Here is a 17,448-nt window from a genome sequence, read left to right as displayed (position 1 = left end):
ATTGAGTGAAAGAGAAGAGAAAGTCCGAAACGGTAATAAAGAATCTTTACAATTACAGTTTCCAATGACTCTCCTATCCAGCAATGAACTTAGAAAACTTATACAGGCAAACCCCCCCTTGCTTGAAAATGCAGTTGATATCGAAACCCAGATCCAGCCAAACGGGCTTGAGCTTACCCTGAAAGAGATAAAGACGATAGAGGGTACCGGAGCTGTCGACTTTGACAACTCTGAAAGAAAGGTTCCCGGTGCAAAGCCTCTTGAGTTCGGGAGTGACGGCTGGATTCATCTCCACGAGGGAATTTATAAAGTAATATTTAATGAAATCGTAAATATTCCCATGAACCTGGCTGCAATTGCGAAACCCAGGTCAAGCCTTATTCGCTGCGGGGCAACCCTTGAAACCGCGGTATGGGATGCAGGGTACAGGGGACGCAGCGAATCCATGCTTGTAGTTTACAACTCAGCAGGCTTCAGGCTGAAGAAAAACGCCAGGATCATGCAGCTCCTTTTCTATACCCTTTACAGCGAGGTAGAAGAAGGCTATTCCGGAGTCTACCAGAACGAAAATACAAAATGACTTTCGGGATGAACTTCTGGAAAAGAGGACAATATTTTGAAGACCGGAGAGGGGGATCTGTTGAAAATATGTAGATAAAGTATATATCATCTGATTTGTATATCACAGCCTATGAGTACTATAGGGAAATCCGTAAGGATGGAGCGTATTTTCAACAGAAATACAGGTAATGCTATTATCATTCCCATGGATCATGGAGTCGGGGCCGGTCCAATTTCAGGGCTTACAAACCTTCAGGACGCTGTAAATAAGGTTGCAGAAGGTGGGGCCAATGCCGTTCTCGGACACATGGGGCTTGCCAAACACGGGCACAGAGGATACGGGCACGATGTGGGCCTTATAATCCACCTCTCAGCTTCAACCTCTCTTGCCCTTGACCCGAACCATAAAGTGCTTGTAACGACTGTGGAAGAAGCCATAAAAGTCGGAGCTGATGCCGTCTCGGTCCACATTAACATAGGGGCTGAGGACGAATTTGAAATGCTGCAGGGTCTCGGTTATGTTGCAGGAAAATGCGATGAATGGGGAATCCCCCTCCTTGCAATGATGTATCCTCGCGGGAAAAAGGTCCGTTCCGAATACGATGTGGATGTGGTAAAACATGCAGCTAGAATCGGGGCCGAGCTCGGAGCAGATATCGTTAAAACAAACTACACCGGAAGCCCTGAAACTTTCAAGGAGGTCGTCAGTGGATGCCCCGTACCTGTTATTATTGCAGGAGGGCCCAAGATGGGTTCGGAAAAGGAACTGCTGGAAATGATTGAAGGTTCCCTTGATGCAGGAGGGCGCGGTGTCGCAATAGGAAGAAACGTATTCCAGGCAGAAGACCCCACAGGCCTTGTGCAGAGAATTGCAAAAATCGTCCACGAGGGCATGACTGCAGAAGAAGTGGCAAAACTGAACAGTAATGCCTGAGACCTCAATCTTTGAGGCAAACAGGAGAAGGAGTCAATTAATAACTTAAAAAGTAATGAACTTAATTAAAATCTGAATTTCGAATGAACTCAATTAAAATTCGAATTTCAGATCTGACGAAGCGGGAAATTTACCTCTTGGGAAATTTCTCGTTACTCTTTCCATCAGAAATGAAGGATCAGCTCTTTTTCAGGAATAATTTTCCTTCAAATACTTAACGAACAAAAATGAGAAGCTGACTTCAGAAATTCAACTCAGCTTCAGAAATAACAAAAAATACTTAACCAGGATTTTAAGTTTCAACTCAACTCACCTCAGTGTTCTTAACTGAATAAGTCCTGACTTAACAGGTCCTGACTTAACAGGTCCTGACTTAACAGGTCCTGACTTAATAGGTCCTGACTTAATAGGTCCTGATTTGATAAGTCTTAACCGAATAAGTCCTGACCGAGTAAGTAACTTTCAATGTTTTTTCGTGGTTTTTCCTGTAAAATTACAGTTTTTGAATGATGCGTTCAGGACCTGTTAGGGACATCTCCAAAACCCCTGTTAGAAATACGTCCGGGATTGCATTACCTCATCAGGAACTTCAATCTAAGTAGAGAGATGTGAGGCGTTCAACAATATGATTTTCTTTCAAAAATAAGCTTTCCGTCAATCGAAAGCTTACCGGATCAAGACCCTGTTATTGTATACACAAGGAAAAGGGTATTTGTTTACCTGTAGTTTCCAGTGGAAATAAGGGGGTTTGGAGATTACTACCTGAAAGGCAAAAATATGAGGTTTGTGCCTTTCGAAGAGTTAAGAGAATAACATCCGGGTAAGTTAAAGAAAAGGCAGGGAAAAGAGAATTTTTGTGAATCAGGAGTCTCCTCGAGAGTGCAGGTGCATGTAAAAATCCATGACAGTCTAAAACAATAGCAGAGTGAGGAAAAAAATTTCTTCTCTGAAAATAGAAATAAGTGGAACAATCGAGAAAATATATAGAAAAAAGATGAAAAGTTGTAGAACCGGAGAAAATAAAGATTATAAAATAAGTTAATCTGCAAATATCTCCAGTGGAAACAAAGGGGTGCCTGTTGGAGAAGATAAAGAAAATTGAAGGGCTTCGGAGAAGAGTTTGAAAAACCTTTAAAAAAACAGAGGAACTTTCTCAAAACGCTAAAAATTAAAAACCAGGGCATGAGGCCTAGAAAGGATTGCTGTTTCAGACAAGGAATGCATTCAATGAAATCATGCCTGAATCAGGCCATGCCCGAATTAGAAGTCTACAAAGGGCACAAGGTCGCAGCCTGTGCATTTAAGGCACATCGTCTTCGCAAGCCCGGGATCAAGCCCGTATTTCGTCAGGATTTCAGCCTCCATTTTCGCAAGCTTTAGAAGGCGTTCAGGAGACGGGCGTTCGGTAAAACAGTCTCCGGACCTGAGAGGATGAGGGTTTACCGGGCGCAGGACAGGAATTACTCCTATCTTTGCAAGGGTCTCGATTCCTTCCCGGACAGCAGAATCGCTCTCCCCAAGCCCGATAATAAAGTTGCTGAAGACCCTGTTTTTTCCGAAAATATCTACAGCTTCTTTAAGCCTGTCCAGGATATAGTCAAGGGAGAGGTCTCCACAGACTTTCCGGAAAATCTCTCTGTCCATGGTTTCAACATTGTATTTGACCTCGGCAACCCCGGCATCATGGAATTTGCGGGAACAGCCTTCGGTCGGATAAACCGAAACTCCTATGGGAACATTGTATTTTCTGAGAGCGGGAAGCAGCTTGAGCACGCGCTCAACTTCTCTCTCGATTGAGGTCTCTACTCCTGAAGTGAGAGAAATGGCTTTGAGATTTCCGGCCTTTATGACCTCATCAACTATGTTCATGACTTCCTCTTCACTTTTGACGTGCCCCTGAAGTTTGGGCACAGGGCAGTATTTGCAGTCAAAGATGCACCTCTCGCAGAGTGTGATGAAAGCCTGCTCAGGGCAGTGGGCAGGGGCAGGCTCAAGTTTCCCCCTGAGAAGTTCTTTTCCTTCATGTAAAAGCGCAACTGTTCCTTCCTCTCCTGCGGCTTCGATGGAAAGCGGAGAGTTCTTATTTACACTGAGCCGGACTCGTTTTTTCCCAGAACTGAAAAAGACGGAGCTTGTACCTGCCCCAGGACCTGCGGTAGAACCTCGCGCCCTTGGAATGAGCGAAGTGTCCACGGAAACGGAACCTATTGAGATAAGAAAAGCTTTTATTTCCGGCGTAATTTGCGTGCCTTGCATTCGGATGTTCCTCAAAATAATTATTTTTTCTGTAGTTCCGGCCTTTTTTTCATCTCCACCGATAGTATATAAATTATTCTGAAAATATAATTTAAACAGTCTGGAACCAGCTTTGAAATAAGGAAGACTCTTTTCATTGAATATTAATTTATTGTACCCGGACCGAAAAAAAGCCTTTTTTCCCGGAAAAAGTCGAAGTAAGCATATATAAATAAAATAAATGCAATTTAAATTTTGAAATTAATCGAGGAGGAATAGAGTTATGTTGAAGAAGTGGTTTCCAGTACTGGTAATACTCATATGTGTCATTTTTGCTGTTTCCTCGGGGTGTAGTGAAAATAGCGAAGAAGACGCAAATGTTCCAGAAGAATCGATTGAAGACGTAAACGAAGAAGGAACTTCTGCAGAGGGTGCAGGAGAAGAAGTTGAAGTGGAAATGGTATCCTCCGGGGACTCCAGCGAATGGTGCCCTGTAGGTTCTTCCTGGAAGTCCACAAACCCCCAGACCGGCGAAGAAGTCACAATGAAGATCACAGGAACCGAAACCGTTGATGGAGTCCTGATGTGCAAAGCCGTTTATGAGACTAACGTCGAAGATGAAGATGTTTCCAGAGTTGAATATTTATGGTCCGAAGACGGAGCGACCTATTTCTGGACTGCTTATGACGCTTCGGGAGACATAATATCCGAGATGAGCATGAAAGACGGCAAAATGAAAATCGTTGATGAAGAAGGAAATGTGATGGAATACTCTCAGGGACAATAAAATAAAAATAACAACCCTGCAATTCTGCTGGATTTTTTCCAGCATATTCTGTTTTTTTCAGGAAATTCCTGAGCTTATTCGTACTTATTCTGTATCGTATTCTGAACCCTATTCCATAATGGGTCCCCAGATATGTATTAGTAGATCTTTTGACTTAATAGATTTTCTGACTCCTCAAAAAACGGGTAATTCACACTTTTACCTGCCAGGAATTTGCATCATAAACCGAATTTTATAATTCATTTTCAAAGTCTTTTTTGCAGGAAAGAAAGTGCCGGATTAATGTCCGAATATCCTTAAACCCCGATGAAATAAAGAGAAAAAAGATGGCAGATGATCATGTTTTTCTTAGATATCCGGTAGGGATATAAAGGTTCTATAATATTAGATCAGAGATTTAAAGTTAGATTAATGTAATAATTAGATGCGGATGAAATAACATTATGTGTTACATATATTTACAAAAGTGTTATATACATGAAGTGCATAGTATAACCTGCGTTCTCATCCCTTCAACACCCCACGCTAGTACAAGATCCACTCCACAAGTAAAGGGATAAAGAAGAAATAAATGAAAAACTCGCAACCCGTGAGTCCAGTACCTCAATATCTCTTCCCAGACAAAAAGAATCTCTTAAAGCCGTTCGGAACTTCCAGGTTTTTGGATGGGAACGCAAAACTATTTTTGGGAAATTTGTACAACTGCGAATAATTTTTGTTTTTCCGGAATTGTTGACATTGTTTCCAAAGATATCATTTTCAAAGATATCGTTTTTAAAGATATCATTTTCAAATTACGTAAATACTATTTTGGTGATTTCTTTCCACGCCTCGCGCGACGTTTGAGCCTGCTTGCGTACATTGAAATGAGAAATGAAAGCTTTCCTAGCTGAATCTTTGCCCCGATACCACTTACAGGTACAGGGATTACATTCAAAATATTTCGTATCTTCAAACCGGGAAAACAAAATCAAAATAATTATATATTTACCCTCCGGAATCTCAAAGGATATTTTTACGACGCAGGAGGGCATTATTGATGGAAGAAATCGATGAAATTGACCTTTTTCTGGATTCGCAGGTAAAAACCGAAAAAGAACTCATGCAGGAAAAATGTGAAAAAACTTACTATGCAACATCCAGCCAGGTCCGCAGGGATGTAATGCGAGCCGTTTGCTTTCTCGGAAAAAGGAAAGAGGAGCTTCTTAAAGAAACAGGCCTTGATGAAGCTGCTTTAAAGTTCCACACTGAAATTCTGATAAGTGCTGATTTTCTCTCCCAGGACGAAAAAGGCGTTTACAGGCTGACCGAACTCGGGCTACAGGTGCTTCCCAGACTGTGAAAAGTTTTCAGCCTGCGTGGGAATTAACTCTGGGTTCATTCTGGATATTTACCGGTTTTCGTCTGTTTCAAGAAAGATTTCTGTTCAGGGTTCCCTTTTCAACACTGGAAAAAAATGGAAGCGTTTCCTGATACGACAACCCTGGAAGGTTAATCAAACAGCTGTCCTGTGAAAGGAAAGTTCTTTAAAGAGAAATCCGTGAAAAGCCAGCCGTATAGAAAGCTTTACCAATTTTATATATATGAGTAAATATATTGTATTTGTCAGCTCTCAACAAAATATTCTTGTACAGAATCTTTTTTCAGGATAAAAAGGACAGAAAAACATGAAAGTCATGATCATAGGAGGTTTTCTCGGAAGCGGGAAAACAACCGCAATTCAGAAAATCAGCAGGCAGCTCAGTGATGCCGGAAAACGGACTGCAATTATCGTAAATGAAATCGGAGAAATAGGGCTTGATGGAGAGACCCTCAAAAGCCCTGAAATCAAAACTGAAGAATTGACAAGCGGCTGCATCTGCTGTACCCTCAAAATCAGTATGCAATACACTCTTCAGACCCTTGAAGAAGAGTTCAGGCCCGAGATTGTAATCATCGAACCAACAGGAATTGCTTTCCCAGGACAGATAAGGGAAGAAATTAAAATGATGGGCCTCTCCGAGCTGTCCTTTGCCCCGGTTGTGACCATAGTAGACCCGGGGCGTTTCGGCACCGAAGCAAAAGAAATCCCCAGGTTTATTGAGACCCAGGTAAAGGAAGCTGAAATCCTCGGGATAAACAAGGTGGACATAGCCCCTGCAGAAATAGTCATGGCAACAGAACAGATGCTTGCCGAACTGAACCCTGAAGCGAAAATCCTGAAGTTTTCGGCAAAACTGGGAGATGAACAGTTCGAAAACCTGCTCACCCATCTTGCAATTCCGGGGACTGCGAAAACTCCTCAGGAAAAGCAAAATTCCATTGAAATTTCGGAAGTCTCGGCTCACTCGGTGCTCTATACCCTCAAGGCCTGCAGCCTTAGCCCCGAAAAAGGCAGGCTCCTTATTGAAGAGAGCCTTCAAACCATAAGGGACAGGGTAAAGGAAATAAACCCTGAATTTATAGGGCATGTCAAACTTTCCCTGAAACTCCCGGACTCCATGATCAAGGGCAGTGTAACTTCCTCAGAAGAAACTCCGCAGTTGGAATTTATTCCCCGCAAAAATGAAAAGTTTGAACTCAGGTTGCTTTCCGCAATTACAAAAATTCCGAAAGACAGGCTCCGAGGAATAGTGGAAAGCACACTTGAAGCAAAGCTGAAGGAATCAAGCACCCCTTTTGAGAAAAAGGAACAGCATCATGGCACGCTTACGAAAATAGACGGGCTCATGAAAAAGAAGGTTTCATTTTAATTCCAGATATTTTAAGAAATCCGTTTCCAATCAATAAACAATAAAAGCAACCAGTTCCATTCAATAAACAATAAAAACAACCAGTTCCAATCAACAAAAAATAAAAGCAACCATATTCAATATCAAAAACTGCAACAAACTGAGAAATTAAAGGATAAGAATTGGAGTTTCAATATGCACGATGAAATTGATGAACTTGATGATTATTTCGCCTCAAAGGGAGAAGTTACCGAAGGCGAAGCTGTCAAGCTGGAACACATGATGATGGAAAAGGTTTCCGTAAACCCTGCAAGAAGGAAACTTCTCAGGATAGTCGGTATCTTTGGGAAAACCGAGGAACAGCTAAAGGAAGAGTCAGAGTTAACCGATTTTTTCTATAAATTCCATATGGATTTCCTGCTCAAAGAAGGACTCCTCAAATTTGAAGACGGGATGTACCGGCTTACGGATTCCGGAATTTCATTGCATGATTCCGTATGTTAAAAAAAAGATTTTCTCATATTTTTTATTATTTTTGCGTACTTTCAAAAACATAAATTTTGGAAGCGTGAGCCTTAGCTCCTTTCGATTCCTGAAAATTGCCTTTTGCTAAAAAGCGATAAGTTTTTATGTTTATCTGAGTAATGGCGTTATGACCAATTTTTCGATATTCTATGGAAGTTTCAAAAACGCCCCGATATAATTTCCTGGTACATATCGAGCAAACAAATAGGAGTGTGAAAAAATATGCCAGCATTAGTTAACGCAGATGAATGTTCTGGATGTGGAACCTGTGTCGATGAATGTCCCTCTGAAGCAATCACCCTCGATGAAGAAAAGGGGATTGCCGTTGTTGACCAGGATGAATGTGTAGAGTGCGGTGCATGTGAAGAAGCATGCCCGAACCAGGCAATTAAGGTACAAGAGTAAAAACAGAACTCAGTGTGGAATAATTATTTATTCCATTTTTTCTTTTTCCTTTTTACCAAATCATTTTTTATCTCTCCGGAGGCAATTTTTTAGATGGCAGCAGTTAAAGCGGGTATTTTAGGCGCTACTGGCGCTGTAGGGCAGAGATTTGTAGAAGCACTTGCAAACCATCCCTGGTTTGAGATTACAGCCCTTGCAGCATCCGAAAGAAGCGCTGGCAAAACGTATAGAGAAGCGGCAGGATGGAGGCTGGACACAGCCATGCCGGAAAGTGTCGAAAACATAGAGGTCGTCCCTGTAGACCCGAAAGCCGTTGATGCGGACGTGGTCTTTTCGGCTCTTCCTGCAGACCTTGCCCTTACAGTGGAACCCGAGTTTGCAAAAGCCGGGTTTGCAGTTGCAAGCAATGCATCTTCCTACAGGATGGAAAAAGACATCCCCCTGGTGATTCCGGAAGTAAACCCCGAACACCTGGGACTCCTCGAGGTCCAGCAGGACACACGGGGCTGGGACGGATACATCATTACAAACCCTAACTGCTCCACAATTGTCATGACAATTACCTTAAAGCCCCTCATGCAGTTCGGGCTCGAAACCGTACAGGTAGCAACAATGCAGGCGATTTCCGGAGCAGGTTTCTCCGGCGTTGCAGCCATGGCAATCTACGATAACATAATCCCCTATATCGGAAGCGAAGAAAAGAAGATGGAAACTGAAACCTTAAAGCTCCTCGGGGACTTTAACGGCTCGGAAATCGTGCCTGCGGATATGACTGTCAGTGCTTCCTGCCACAGGGTCCCTGTAGTTGACGGCCACACGGAAGCCATCTGGGCAGGCATGAGGGATAAACCCACCCCTGAAGAGGTAAGGGAAGCCTTCCTCAAGTTCGACCCGAAACTTGGAGAACTCCCCTCGGAACCGGGGAAAGCGCTTATAGTCCGGGACGAAGTCGATAGGCCTCAACCGCGCCTTGACCGCAATATGGGAAAAGGCATGAGCGTTTCGGTGGGCAGGATCAGAGAAGGAATTCGCTACATCGCAATGGGGCATAACACAATCCGTGGTGCCGCAGGGGCAAGCGTCCTTAATGCGGAACTCCTGCACTCGATGGGCAAGCTCTGAGTTAAGGCAAACCCAGCTACAGTAAACAGCAGGATTGGATGCGTAAAACCACGGTTAAAACCGTGAAAACCAGTAAAAAATCGTAAAGAATAAGAATGAGAAGTAAAAAGTCGGAAAACCCGGACTTTTACTTTTCTTAAAAATCTTTCCCCAGAAACTTTTTGTTTTGAATCTCTTTTCCTGATCCGGTTCGTTTTCAATTGAGAATTACTTTTTAGAACATTCGGTTTTAGTAAGTTTTCAGGAAAAGAGTTTTCTTGCGACTTCTTCTGTCCTGCGCATGACCTCTCGAACAGGAATGCCGCTGGCTTTTGCAATCTTTTTGCAGTCCTCAAACTCCGCAGAGATATTGAGCAGAACCCCTTCCGAGTCCCTGGCAACCTTGACTGCGGTTTCAAACTCCTGACCTTCGAGTTCTATTTTGATCCTTTCGATGTTGCGGGCAGCCATGAGCCTGTGGCGTGCAGGCATAACCCTGACTCCAAGAGACCCTGTTTCAATAATGATTTTCCTGGCGAGTTTTGCACTGTCTTCGGGCTTTGCAATGACCTTGATGATATGGGCAGGCCTTCCTTTTTTCATGGTCGCGGGCATAATCGCAACATCCCTGGCCCCCATCGAGAGCAGTTCTTCAAAAAGGTTGCCCAGGACTTCCCCGCTTACATCATCGGCATTGGTTTCAAGCACCTCAATTATATCCGAAATCAGGTGGGAGTCAGGTTCAAGAAGCACTCCCTGGAGCACATTGGGCCCTGGAAGGTCGGCATCTCCTGCCCCGTATCCGATGGCTATTGCCTTCCCCTGGGGGAAAGTCTCAACAGGCTTTGCAAAATGTGAAAGGATAGCAGCCCCTGTAGGAGTCAGCAGTTCCTTATTCACGCTCCCTCCTCTGAAATAGAGTTTCCCCTTCCTGAGAATCTCCAGGGTTGCAGGAGCCGGCACCGGAAGGGTTCCGTGGGCACATTCTATTGTCCCGCTGCCCACGTTGATGGGAGCGCAGTAGATCGAGTCACAGTTAAGCGAATGGAGAGCTGCAGAAGAACCTATGACATCGGCAAGGGCATCACTCTGCCCCACTTCATGGAAATGGAGTTTTTCAAGGTCAGGCTGCCCGTGGACAGCAGCTTCGGCTTCGGCCATTTTCAAAAAAATGTCAAGAGCACTTGCTTCCACTTTCGATGGTAGTTTCGCAGCCTTTACAAGATCCACGATTTCAGGATATGTCCGGACATGTTCTTTTTCGGGCACGTTTATGCGGACATCCAGGGCTTTTATTCCCTTTTTCACCACTTCCTTGAGATCCATGGACACGGGCGCAGAAGCTTCAACCAGTTCCTTTACCGCTTGCCTGTCTGCTCCGAGATCGAGAGCGCATGCCAGAATCATATCCCCGGCTGCCCCTGAAAAGGGATTAAAGACCAGTGTTTTCATAAATTCCTCCCTAATACTCCTAATTATCACAGTTATGCTTCTTCCTGTTCCTCTCTCGGTTCTTCTTCCTGTTTCGGGTCTTCGGGATTTTCTCTTTTTCCGGAAGCTGCAGCAATCATGTTTGCGATCCTGGCTGCATAAGCCCCTGCAACAAACCCTGCATCGATGTTTACCACTGCAAGGGTCGAGCAGGACTGAAGCATTGACAGCAGAGCTGCTTTTCCTCCGCCACCCGCCCCGTAACCCGTAGATACGGGAAGCCCTATCACGGGCACGTCGACAAGTCCTGAGACTATGGTCGGAAGCGTCCCCTCTCTTCCGGCTGCAACAACGATTGCCCCCGGGTTCCGGACCTTGAGTTTCTGGAGCTCGGGGAACAGCCTGTGGATCCCGGCAACCCCTACATCGTACACTGCAACGGTTTCACAACCCATTTCGGAAGCAATAACCCTGGCTTCTTCTGCAGCGGGGATATCTGCAGTGCCTGCGGATATGATCCCAACGACACCTCCCGTGCTTGGGGCAGGAGTACCGTCATGAATAACCACTGTATGTGCCCGGCTGTTCCATTCGAGTTTATCCGAATCGAAAGCCCTCATTAAGGCTTCCAGGTGTGGGGCAGAAACACGCGTGATAAGAGCTCTTTTACTTTTTTCTACCATAATCCTGGCAATCTCGACAACATCTTCAGGCTCCTTGCAATCGGCAAGGATGGCTTCGATTACTCCAGTCCTGCTTTTCCTGTGGGTATCCACCTTAGCTATGTTCGAACAATTGACAAAACCCAGGCTGCAAACCTGTTTTTCTGCAGTTTCAAGGTCTATTTTCCCTTCCTTAACAGACTTTAATATATTAGTAAGATCCATGCGCCACCCTTATTCGAAAAGAATTGAATGCTTTAGCAATAAACAGCTTAAATACAAAGCTACCAGACACTAATTTATTATTTTGGAGGCTCTTTAGAGTTTCGTGCTAACTCATACAGATTTGATTTTTATAATTATTTGGGTTACTTCTTTGTAATTTGAGGTGAAAAATCAAAATTCTAAAGCTGGATGAGTATGGTTAACCGAACCTGAAGATCAAAAGCGAAAAATAGAGATATTGTTTTATCTTTCGATAAAAGTCAGCTTAAACAATATCTTCTTTTTGTCATTTTTCACTTCAATCGTTCTCGCTTTTAAGTCTGCTTCTTGAACATCTCCCTTGCCATAGCAACTCTCTGCTCAAAGTCGGGTCCTTCCAATTCTTCCACGACAGATTCGAGAACAGTAGGTATGTCAATGTGCTGGGGACATTTTTCAAGGCACTGTCCGCACTGGACACACAGGGATGCAAACTCGGGTTCTCCGAGACCGACAGCGCCACCCAGCCGTGCCGCATACATGAACCGTTCCCCGTCGGGATTGTCGACCAGGTACAGGTTGTTATATGACTCAAAACAGAGAGGAATATTCACACCTGCCGGGCATGGCATACAGTACTGACAGCCGGTACATCCCACTTTCATCAGTTCACGGTACTTGTTCTCCACTCTCTTTACAAGCTTCAGTTCCTCTTCTGTCAGGGAATTCGGGTACGCCTCGCCTGCCACTTTCAGGTTCTCTTCCACATGGACTTCCTCATTCATGCCGGAAAGGACGACCGTGACCTCCGGGTGGTTCCAAACCCAGCGGAGTGCCCATTCCGCAGGGGACCTCTTTATCGGGGCTTCGTCCCAGATATCTTTCACGGCTTGAGGCACGGTTTTTGTCAGGTTTCCTCCGCGGAGAGGTTCCATGATGATAACACCAAGCCCTCCGGAGGCAGCGTATCTTAGACCGGAAGTCCCTGCCTGGTTCTTTTCGTCCAGGAAATTGTACTGGATCTGGCAAAAGTCCCAGTCATAAGCGTCCACTATCCGCTTGAAATCCTCCCCTGCGCCGTGGAAGGAGAAACCTGCATTCCTGATGCGGCCGTCAGCTTTGGCTTTGTCAAGGAAATCGACAACATCCAGCTTTTCAACATTGTCCCACAGGTCACCAACGAGAGCGTGTATGAGATAATAGTCGATGTGGTCTGTTTGGAGTTTTTCAAGCTGAGCATTCAGAAACTTATTCATATCTTCCCGGCTCTCTATAAGCCACGAAGGAAGTTTTGTTGCGAGTTTCACTTTTTCCCGGTATCCGTCGGCAAGGGCACGACCCAGGAAAGGCTCGCTCTCTCCCATGTGATATGGCCATGCCGTATCAACATAGTTAACTCCCTGGTCGATCGCATAGCGTACCTGCCTGGTGGCTCTTTCTTCATCTATACTACCGTCCTCTTTCACAGGAAGGCGCATGCATCCGAATCCAAGTATCGAAAGTTCGTCTCCGTTTTTAGGCATTTTTCTGTACAGCATTTTTAGTTCTCCTAGTTTATTGAATTATTTTACTTGCTCCTGCTTGATCTTTGATTGACTGCTTATTTTTACGAGAGATCATCCGTTAATTTTTGTACTTGATTGACCGGTCATTCGCGTGTGGAGTGAAATTTTTATTTTGGGGCGAGGTCATTGTATAACGTAAGTTCGGCTGTGACTGATCAGTCAATCAACAAAATACTTAATACTATATAACTATTTGCTCACTCAATAACGACGGAATGAAAAGAGAAACTGATAAATAACTCACGGATACGACTTCTTATTGATTTCCTAACTAGCTGGGTATTTTGAGGCAAGTTTTCAATTAATTTCTAAATCCGATTAACTGATCACTCACGCAATGAGTGAAAAAATTACTTTTTAGCCAGACCTCTCCGGATAATCCGGAATCCATCCTTTCCTTTATGATCTTATTTTCATCCTGGGATGAATCTGAATCAGGGATAAAGCTCGTTACCGCTCTTCCAGCCTGATAAAACATTACAATGGTCAGTTCCTCGGAAAAATCTCTGATCTCTCCTGTTTTCTTTCCTTCATTCACAAAATGCACTAATTTCTTAGTGTTTTCTGGCACTATCTCATTTAAACAATTACAAGAAACGCTGTTAAGCAATTCATAAGAAAGCCAACAAAAGCCAAAATATACATTCGGATCAAAATCGAGGAAATTAAAAAGTTGCCTGCAAAGCAGACAAATGAGTAAGTCCTAAACTCAATGAGCTTTTTTCTCTGATGAGTTAAGCCGGAGATGGCATCTCAAATGTGTTGCCGACTCTATCACATATGTACTTATATGCACTTGCACCCGGTTTCTTTGCTATCTGGACAACTATCTGGACAATCGTCATAATGTGTCTTTCGCCTTTGTTCCTTATCTATTGTTCATGATCTCTGAATCTTAATTTTCTCTAAACCCACTGTCAAATCTGGTTATCACTTTCCCCCGTATTTTATGAAGAATTTAAGACAGATTTCCGGCAGCGATGCAGGGAGAATTCGATTTCAGGTGATAATCATGTTTCTTCTGGTCTACAAAAAGAGGATCTGCATAGATGTCAGTGGTTGAACTCACGTTTTTATAGTTGCCTGCAGAGTTATTGTAAAGGCAGTTATTTTCCAGCATAAGAGTATGCGTTTCAGGTAAATAATTGATCACTGCGTATCCTGTCCCGTCAGGGTCTTTTGTGCGTTTCCGGGTATTTACAATTATATTGTTGCGGAAAATCGTTGTGTATCCTGTACCTTGAGGTGAAAGGTCAACGGTATCACTTGTGCCTGTAGAAACCGAAGGGTACATATTGATAATAGCAGCATGGTATACGCCGTCAAATACGTTATTCTCAATGAGAGTATCGTAAAACCCACTCGTCACTATACCTCCTACCCAGTCAATAGTGGGGTTCGTACCGGTGTCGTAAAAGGTATTTTGATAAATGTGGACATTCTGTGCTTCTTTCTCAGGATATAACTCTCCATAACCTATCAGCCAGATCCCGGGTCCGTAGGTGTTATGGATAGTATTATTGTACACCTCTACATCGTTCACGGTGCCTGTTGATTTCTCTATCAGGATTCCCGGGCCGCCTGCACTCCAGTGGTAAAAGGAGTCGATCACATTATCGTGAAATTGTACGTGGTTTGAGTTCCATATTCTAAGACCGCTATTGGTCCTGCAAGTTATTGTGTTGTTCCAGGCCTCTATATTCTGGCAGCCAATGGCATAAAGGCCATCATGCCCCAATTTGTACACTTTGTTGTTGTAAAATTGAATATTGGACCCTCTCTCTACTTTTAACCCGTCTCCATGCCCGTCATGCAGGTACATATCATGAACCTGTATGTCTTTAGAGTCAAGGAAACTGATCATATTGTAATATCCATCTCCTTTCTTTTTGTCCTCATTGTTGTCATGATTTCCGTTGATCTCAAATCCTTTTATGGTGACTCCGTGTATTCCGGCACTGACCTTCTGAGTTATCAGCGGCTTTCCACTTTCCCAGCCTGCTTCGTCTTTAAGCTTAATAACGGCTGTAGAATCCCCTTCCAGGACTGTATCGCTTCCAATTAAAATGCTGTCAGAGATAACGTATGTATATGGGCCCTTTAAATGAACGGTTGAATACTGTGGATTTTCTGCAACATATGCAAGAGCTTGATTTATCTCTACCTGATCATCACTCCCATCACAGGTGAAGTTTCCGCTTCCATCGCCAGCTACATAAACAGTCTTATCCAACGGTATAAGAGAATAGTCGGATTGTATAGTATAAAGGATGAATATTCCCATTGCAATCAGGAAAATAAGAATTACAATGGAGACTCCTATTTTTTTCCTGTTTTGCCGTACGTACCTCAGATGTTTTTCATTCATTTTATCCCTTACTTTTAATTGGAAGATTCAGCCTTGAAAACCTTTTGGGCTAGGATTTTTGACCACGGCTGATGAAATAAACACGTTGATCCGATTTTGAAACACTATCGGGGATTTTATGATTAAGGTTTGCGGTAAACGACTCAAATATAATGGCTGCCTTAGAATCATCGTTCTGTAAACCTATAAATCTAAATTGAGTGGAATGATGATTTCGGTAGTTATTTGAGCTAATCCCAAAGTCAATTTTTTCTCAAGTCGATAAGAGTTCAAGGACTGCTTTTTCACGATCAGAGACTCACTTAATCCTCCCTCTTTCGAGATTTGGAGAGGCGGTTTTGAGTTTTGAGACGAGCTCATTATATACCGTGAATCCTGTTAATAACTGAGTAATCAATCATCAGAACCCTTTATATTAATCATTAACACCCTTAAAAATTATCGACTGATTACTAACGCGCAGGATGAAAAAAATTATTTTTTAGCCAGACCCCTCCGGATAATCTTTAATTTCTGTTTGCATAAGTTTACTCTTTTTCGTTGTATTTCCTGCTCCAATCAAACCGCCTTTCCCATTTCATATGCCTGTTCCATTGCTTTGCTTCCTTTGATGTCTCCAATGTTCCAGGCACCGGTTCCATAGATAATACCCTTTTCCTTTGCTCCTTCAAGGCAGGAAGTAAATCCCCTGAATCCTTCCAGTGTTCTCTCCATAGCCTGCTTACTCTCGTCGGCTGCCGCTACGATAAAATAAAAATCCTTATCGCTGATTTCTGTGTAACGGGAGCAGGTACGGTCAATTAGAGTCTTCATTTGACCATTCATCGTGTAGAAATAAACCGGTGTTGCCATTACGATCACATCTGCCGCAATCATTTTCCCCAGGACTTCAGCCATATCATCTTCTTGGGGGCAATCCTTTCCCATGCTATAACAGGTTCCGCATCCTGTGCAGTAATTGATCGTTTTGTCTCTCAAAAAGATCTTCTCCGTCTGATTACCTGCTTCTTTTGCTCCAAGCATAAACCGGTCGCACAACAGGTCGGAGTTTCCGCCTCTCCTCGGGCTGGCGGACAATACTAATATTTTTTTACTCATCGAAATTATCTCCGTATTCTGAGCTATTTTTAACTTATCAAAATAATATTTTACTTTCAGCATCCTGCTGTGGATTACCATCTGGCTCTCTTTGCACCATTAATCTACTCGGGTATTACTTCATTCAAACATCTGATTGCATTCAATGTTCTCGGATACCCGACATATGGCAATAGCTGCGTAACTGCGCTAAGCATTGTTTCTTTATCGTTCCCAACATTCAGATTGCCCTGTATATGTCCCTTTAACTGAGGCTCACATCCGCCCAGTGCCAGGATCATAGAAAACGTAAGGAGTTCTCTTGTTTTTACATCCAGACCTTTTCTGGTGTAGTAATCACCAAAGCAGTTTGCAGACAGATATTTCTGAATATGGATCTGGTTTTCAGGTGCTGCCTCGTACATTTTATCGATTATGTCGCCAAATATTTCCTTCTGCACTTCCAATCCTTTTTCAAATCGTGTTTCAGGTGAAGTTGTAGACTGGCATTCCAATGGTAGTTCAATTCCTCTGCTTTTCAGTATTTCATTGGTGGCATGGATAAAATCAAATGTCTTCGCAATCCCGACATATGGTACGGATTGATATACGATCTCCTTGACCTCGATCGGAGTTACACCGACATTAAGTGCAGCACCAAGCATTACTTTATATTCGCTTAAAGTCTGGCTTGCAATCAATGATGCTAAAATGACCATTAACCTGGTTTTTGTATCCAGATTTCCATAACTGATCACTTCATCAAAAGCAAAATTGTCAAAGATTTCTATAAGTTCCGGGTCAGTTATTTTTAGTGTTGACTTATGATCGGGAAATAATTCTTCATGGTTCTTGTTTGCTGTTTCACTGATACTCATAATT

Annotated in this window: 16 protein-coding genes; 8 read left to right on the top strand and 8 right to left on the bottom strand. The window is 43.3% G+C overall.

All coding sequences use genetic code 11. The annotated features are described in order from the left end of the window. Positions 1 to 64: 64 nt before the first annotated feature. Positions 65 to 580 carry a deoxyuridine 5'-triphosphate nucleotidohydrolase gene (locus ACSAZL_RS18700; protein WP_440946080.1) on the top strand — a complete coding sequence of 172 codons (516 nt, stop codon included), beginning with the start codon at positions 65 to 67 and terminating at the stop codon, positions 578 to 580. A 111-nt stretch (positions 581 to 691) separates the two neighbouring features. Then, a complete protein-coding gene (locus tag ACSAZL_RS18695) occupies positions 692 to 1,495 on the top strand; it encodes a 2-amino-3,7-dideoxy-D-threo-hept-6-ulosonate synthase (RefSeq protein WP_440946079.1) in 804 nt (267 codons plus the stop codon). A gap of 1,260 nt (positions 1,496 to 2,755) precedes the next feature. Here the strand turns inward: ACSAZL_RS18695 and ACSAZL_RS18690 are convergent. Beyond that, a complete protein-coding gene (locus ACSAZL_RS18690) occupies positions 2,756 to 3,751 on the bottom strand; it encodes a radical SAM protein (RefSeq protein WP_440946078.1) in 996 nt (331 codons plus the stop codon). Positions 3,752 to 4,013: 262 nt separating this feature from the next. On the opposite strand from ACSAZL_RS18690, the gene ACSAZL_RS18685 reads away from it, so the two are divergent. From ACSAZL_RS18685 to asd, 6 genes are all read left to right on the top strand, one after another. Further along, positions 4,014 to 4,517 (top strand): hypothetical protein, encoded by a 504-nt coding sequence (locus tag ACSAZL_RS18685; RefSeq protein ID WP_440946077.1) that lies wholly within the window; start codon positions 4,014 to 4,016, stop codon positions 4,515 to 4,517. Positions 4,518 to 5,556: 1,039 nt separating this feature from the next. Further along, positions 5,557 to 5,859, top strand: a complete 303-nt coding sequence (locus ACSAZL_RS18680; RefSeq protein WP_440946076.1) for a hypothetical protein — start codon at positions 5,557 to 5,559, stop codon at positions 5,857 to 5,859. Positions 5,860 to 6,184: 325 nt separating this feature from the next. Continuing rightward, entirely contained in the window at positions 6,185 to 7,249 is a 1,065-nt protein-coding gene (locus ACSAZL_RS18675; protein WP_440946075.1) for a CobW family GTP-binding protein, read from the top strand. Positions 7,250 to 7,423: 174 nt separating this feature from the next. Continuing rightward, on the top strand, positions 7,424 to 7,732 hold the full coding sequence (locus ACSAZL_RS18670) for a hypothetical protein (RefSeq protein WP_440946074.1): 309 nt from the start codon (positions 7,424 to 7,426) through the stop codon (positions 7,730 to 7,732). Between the two features lie 243 nt (positions 7,733 to 7,975). After that, on the top strand, positions 7,976 to 8,158 hold the full coding sequence (locus ACSAZL_RS18665) for an indolepyruvate ferredoxin oxidoreductase subunit alpha (protein WP_440946073.1): 183 nt from the start codon (positions 7,976 to 7,978) through the stop codon (positions 8,156 to 8,158). A gap of 93 nt (positions 8,159 to 8,251) precedes the next feature. Beyond that, positions 8,252 to 9,280 (top strand): aspartate-semialdehyde dehydrogenase, encoded by a 1,029-nt coding sequence (gene asd / locus ACSAZL_RS18660; RefSeq protein WP_440946072.1) that lies wholly within the window; start codon positions 8,252 to 8,254, stop codon positions 9,278 to 9,280. A 240-nt stretch (positions 9,281 to 9,520) separates the two neighbouring features. On the opposite strand, the gene larC is transcribed toward asd, so the two are convergent. From larC to ACSAZL_RS18625, 7 genes are all read right to left on the bottom strand, one after another. After that, the gene (larC, locus tag ACSAZL_RS18655; RefSeq protein WP_440946071.1) at positions 9,521 to 10,711 is read right to left on the bottom strand and encodes a nickel pincer cofactor biosynthesis protein LarC; all 1,191 of its coding nucleotides are present in this window, start codon (positions 10,709 to 10,711) and stop codon (positions 9,521 to 9,523) included. 32 nt (positions 10,712 to 10,743) lie between these two features. Continuing rightward, positions 10,744 to 11,577: a nickel pincer cofactor biosynthesis protein LarB gene (gene larB / locus ACSAZL_RS18650; protein ID WP_440946070.1), complete on the bottom strand. Its 834-nt coding sequence runs from the start codon at positions 11,575 to 11,577 to the stop codon at positions 10,744 to 10,746. A 314-nt stretch (positions 11,578 to 11,891) separates the two neighbouring features. Further along, positions 11,892 to 13,094 carry an aldo/keto reductase gene (locus ACSAZL_RS18645; RefSeq protein ID WP_440946069.1) on the bottom strand — a complete coding sequence of 401 codons (1,203 nt, stop codon included), beginning with the start codon at positions 13,092 to 13,094 and terminating at the stop codon, positions 11,892 to 11,894. Between the two features lie 328 nt (positions 13,095 to 13,422). Then, positions 13,423 to 13,659: a hypothetical protein gene (locus ACSAZL_RS18640; protein ID WP_440946068.1), complete on the bottom strand. Its 237-nt coding sequence runs from the start codon at positions 13,657 to 13,659 to the stop codon at positions 13,423 to 13,425. A 420-nt stretch (positions 13,660 to 14,079) separates the two neighbouring features. After that, positions 14,080 to 15,489, bottom strand: coding sequence for a right-handed parallel beta-helix repeat-containing protein (locus ACSAZL_RS18635; RefSeq protein ID WP_440946067.1), 1,410 nt, complete (start codon positions 15,487 to 15,489; stop codon positions 14,080 to 14,082). Between the two features lie 558 nt (positions 15,490 to 16,047). Further along, positions 16,048 to 16,587, bottom strand: coding sequence for a flavodoxin family protein (locus tag ACSAZL_RS18630; RefSeq protein ID WP_440946066.1), 540 nt, complete (start codon positions 16,585 to 16,587; stop codon positions 16,048 to 16,050). 104 nt (positions 16,588 to 16,691) lie between these two features. Continuing rightward, positions 16,692 to 17,444, bottom strand: coding sequence for a carboxymuconolactone decarboxylase family protein (locus tag ACSAZL_RS18625; protein WP_440946065.1), 753 nt, complete (start codon positions 17,442 to 17,444; stop codon positions 16,692 to 16,694). Positions 17,445 to 17,448 lie beyond the last annotated feature (4 nt).

Origin of the sequence: Methanosarcina mangrovi (assembly GCF_052057765.1) — an archaeon.
In the GTDB taxonomy this organism is placed as follows: Archaea; Halobacteriota; Methanosarcinia; order Methanosarcinales; family Methanosarcinaceae; genus Methanosarcina.
This window is presented reverse-complemented; position numbering and strand designations above follow the sequence as displayed.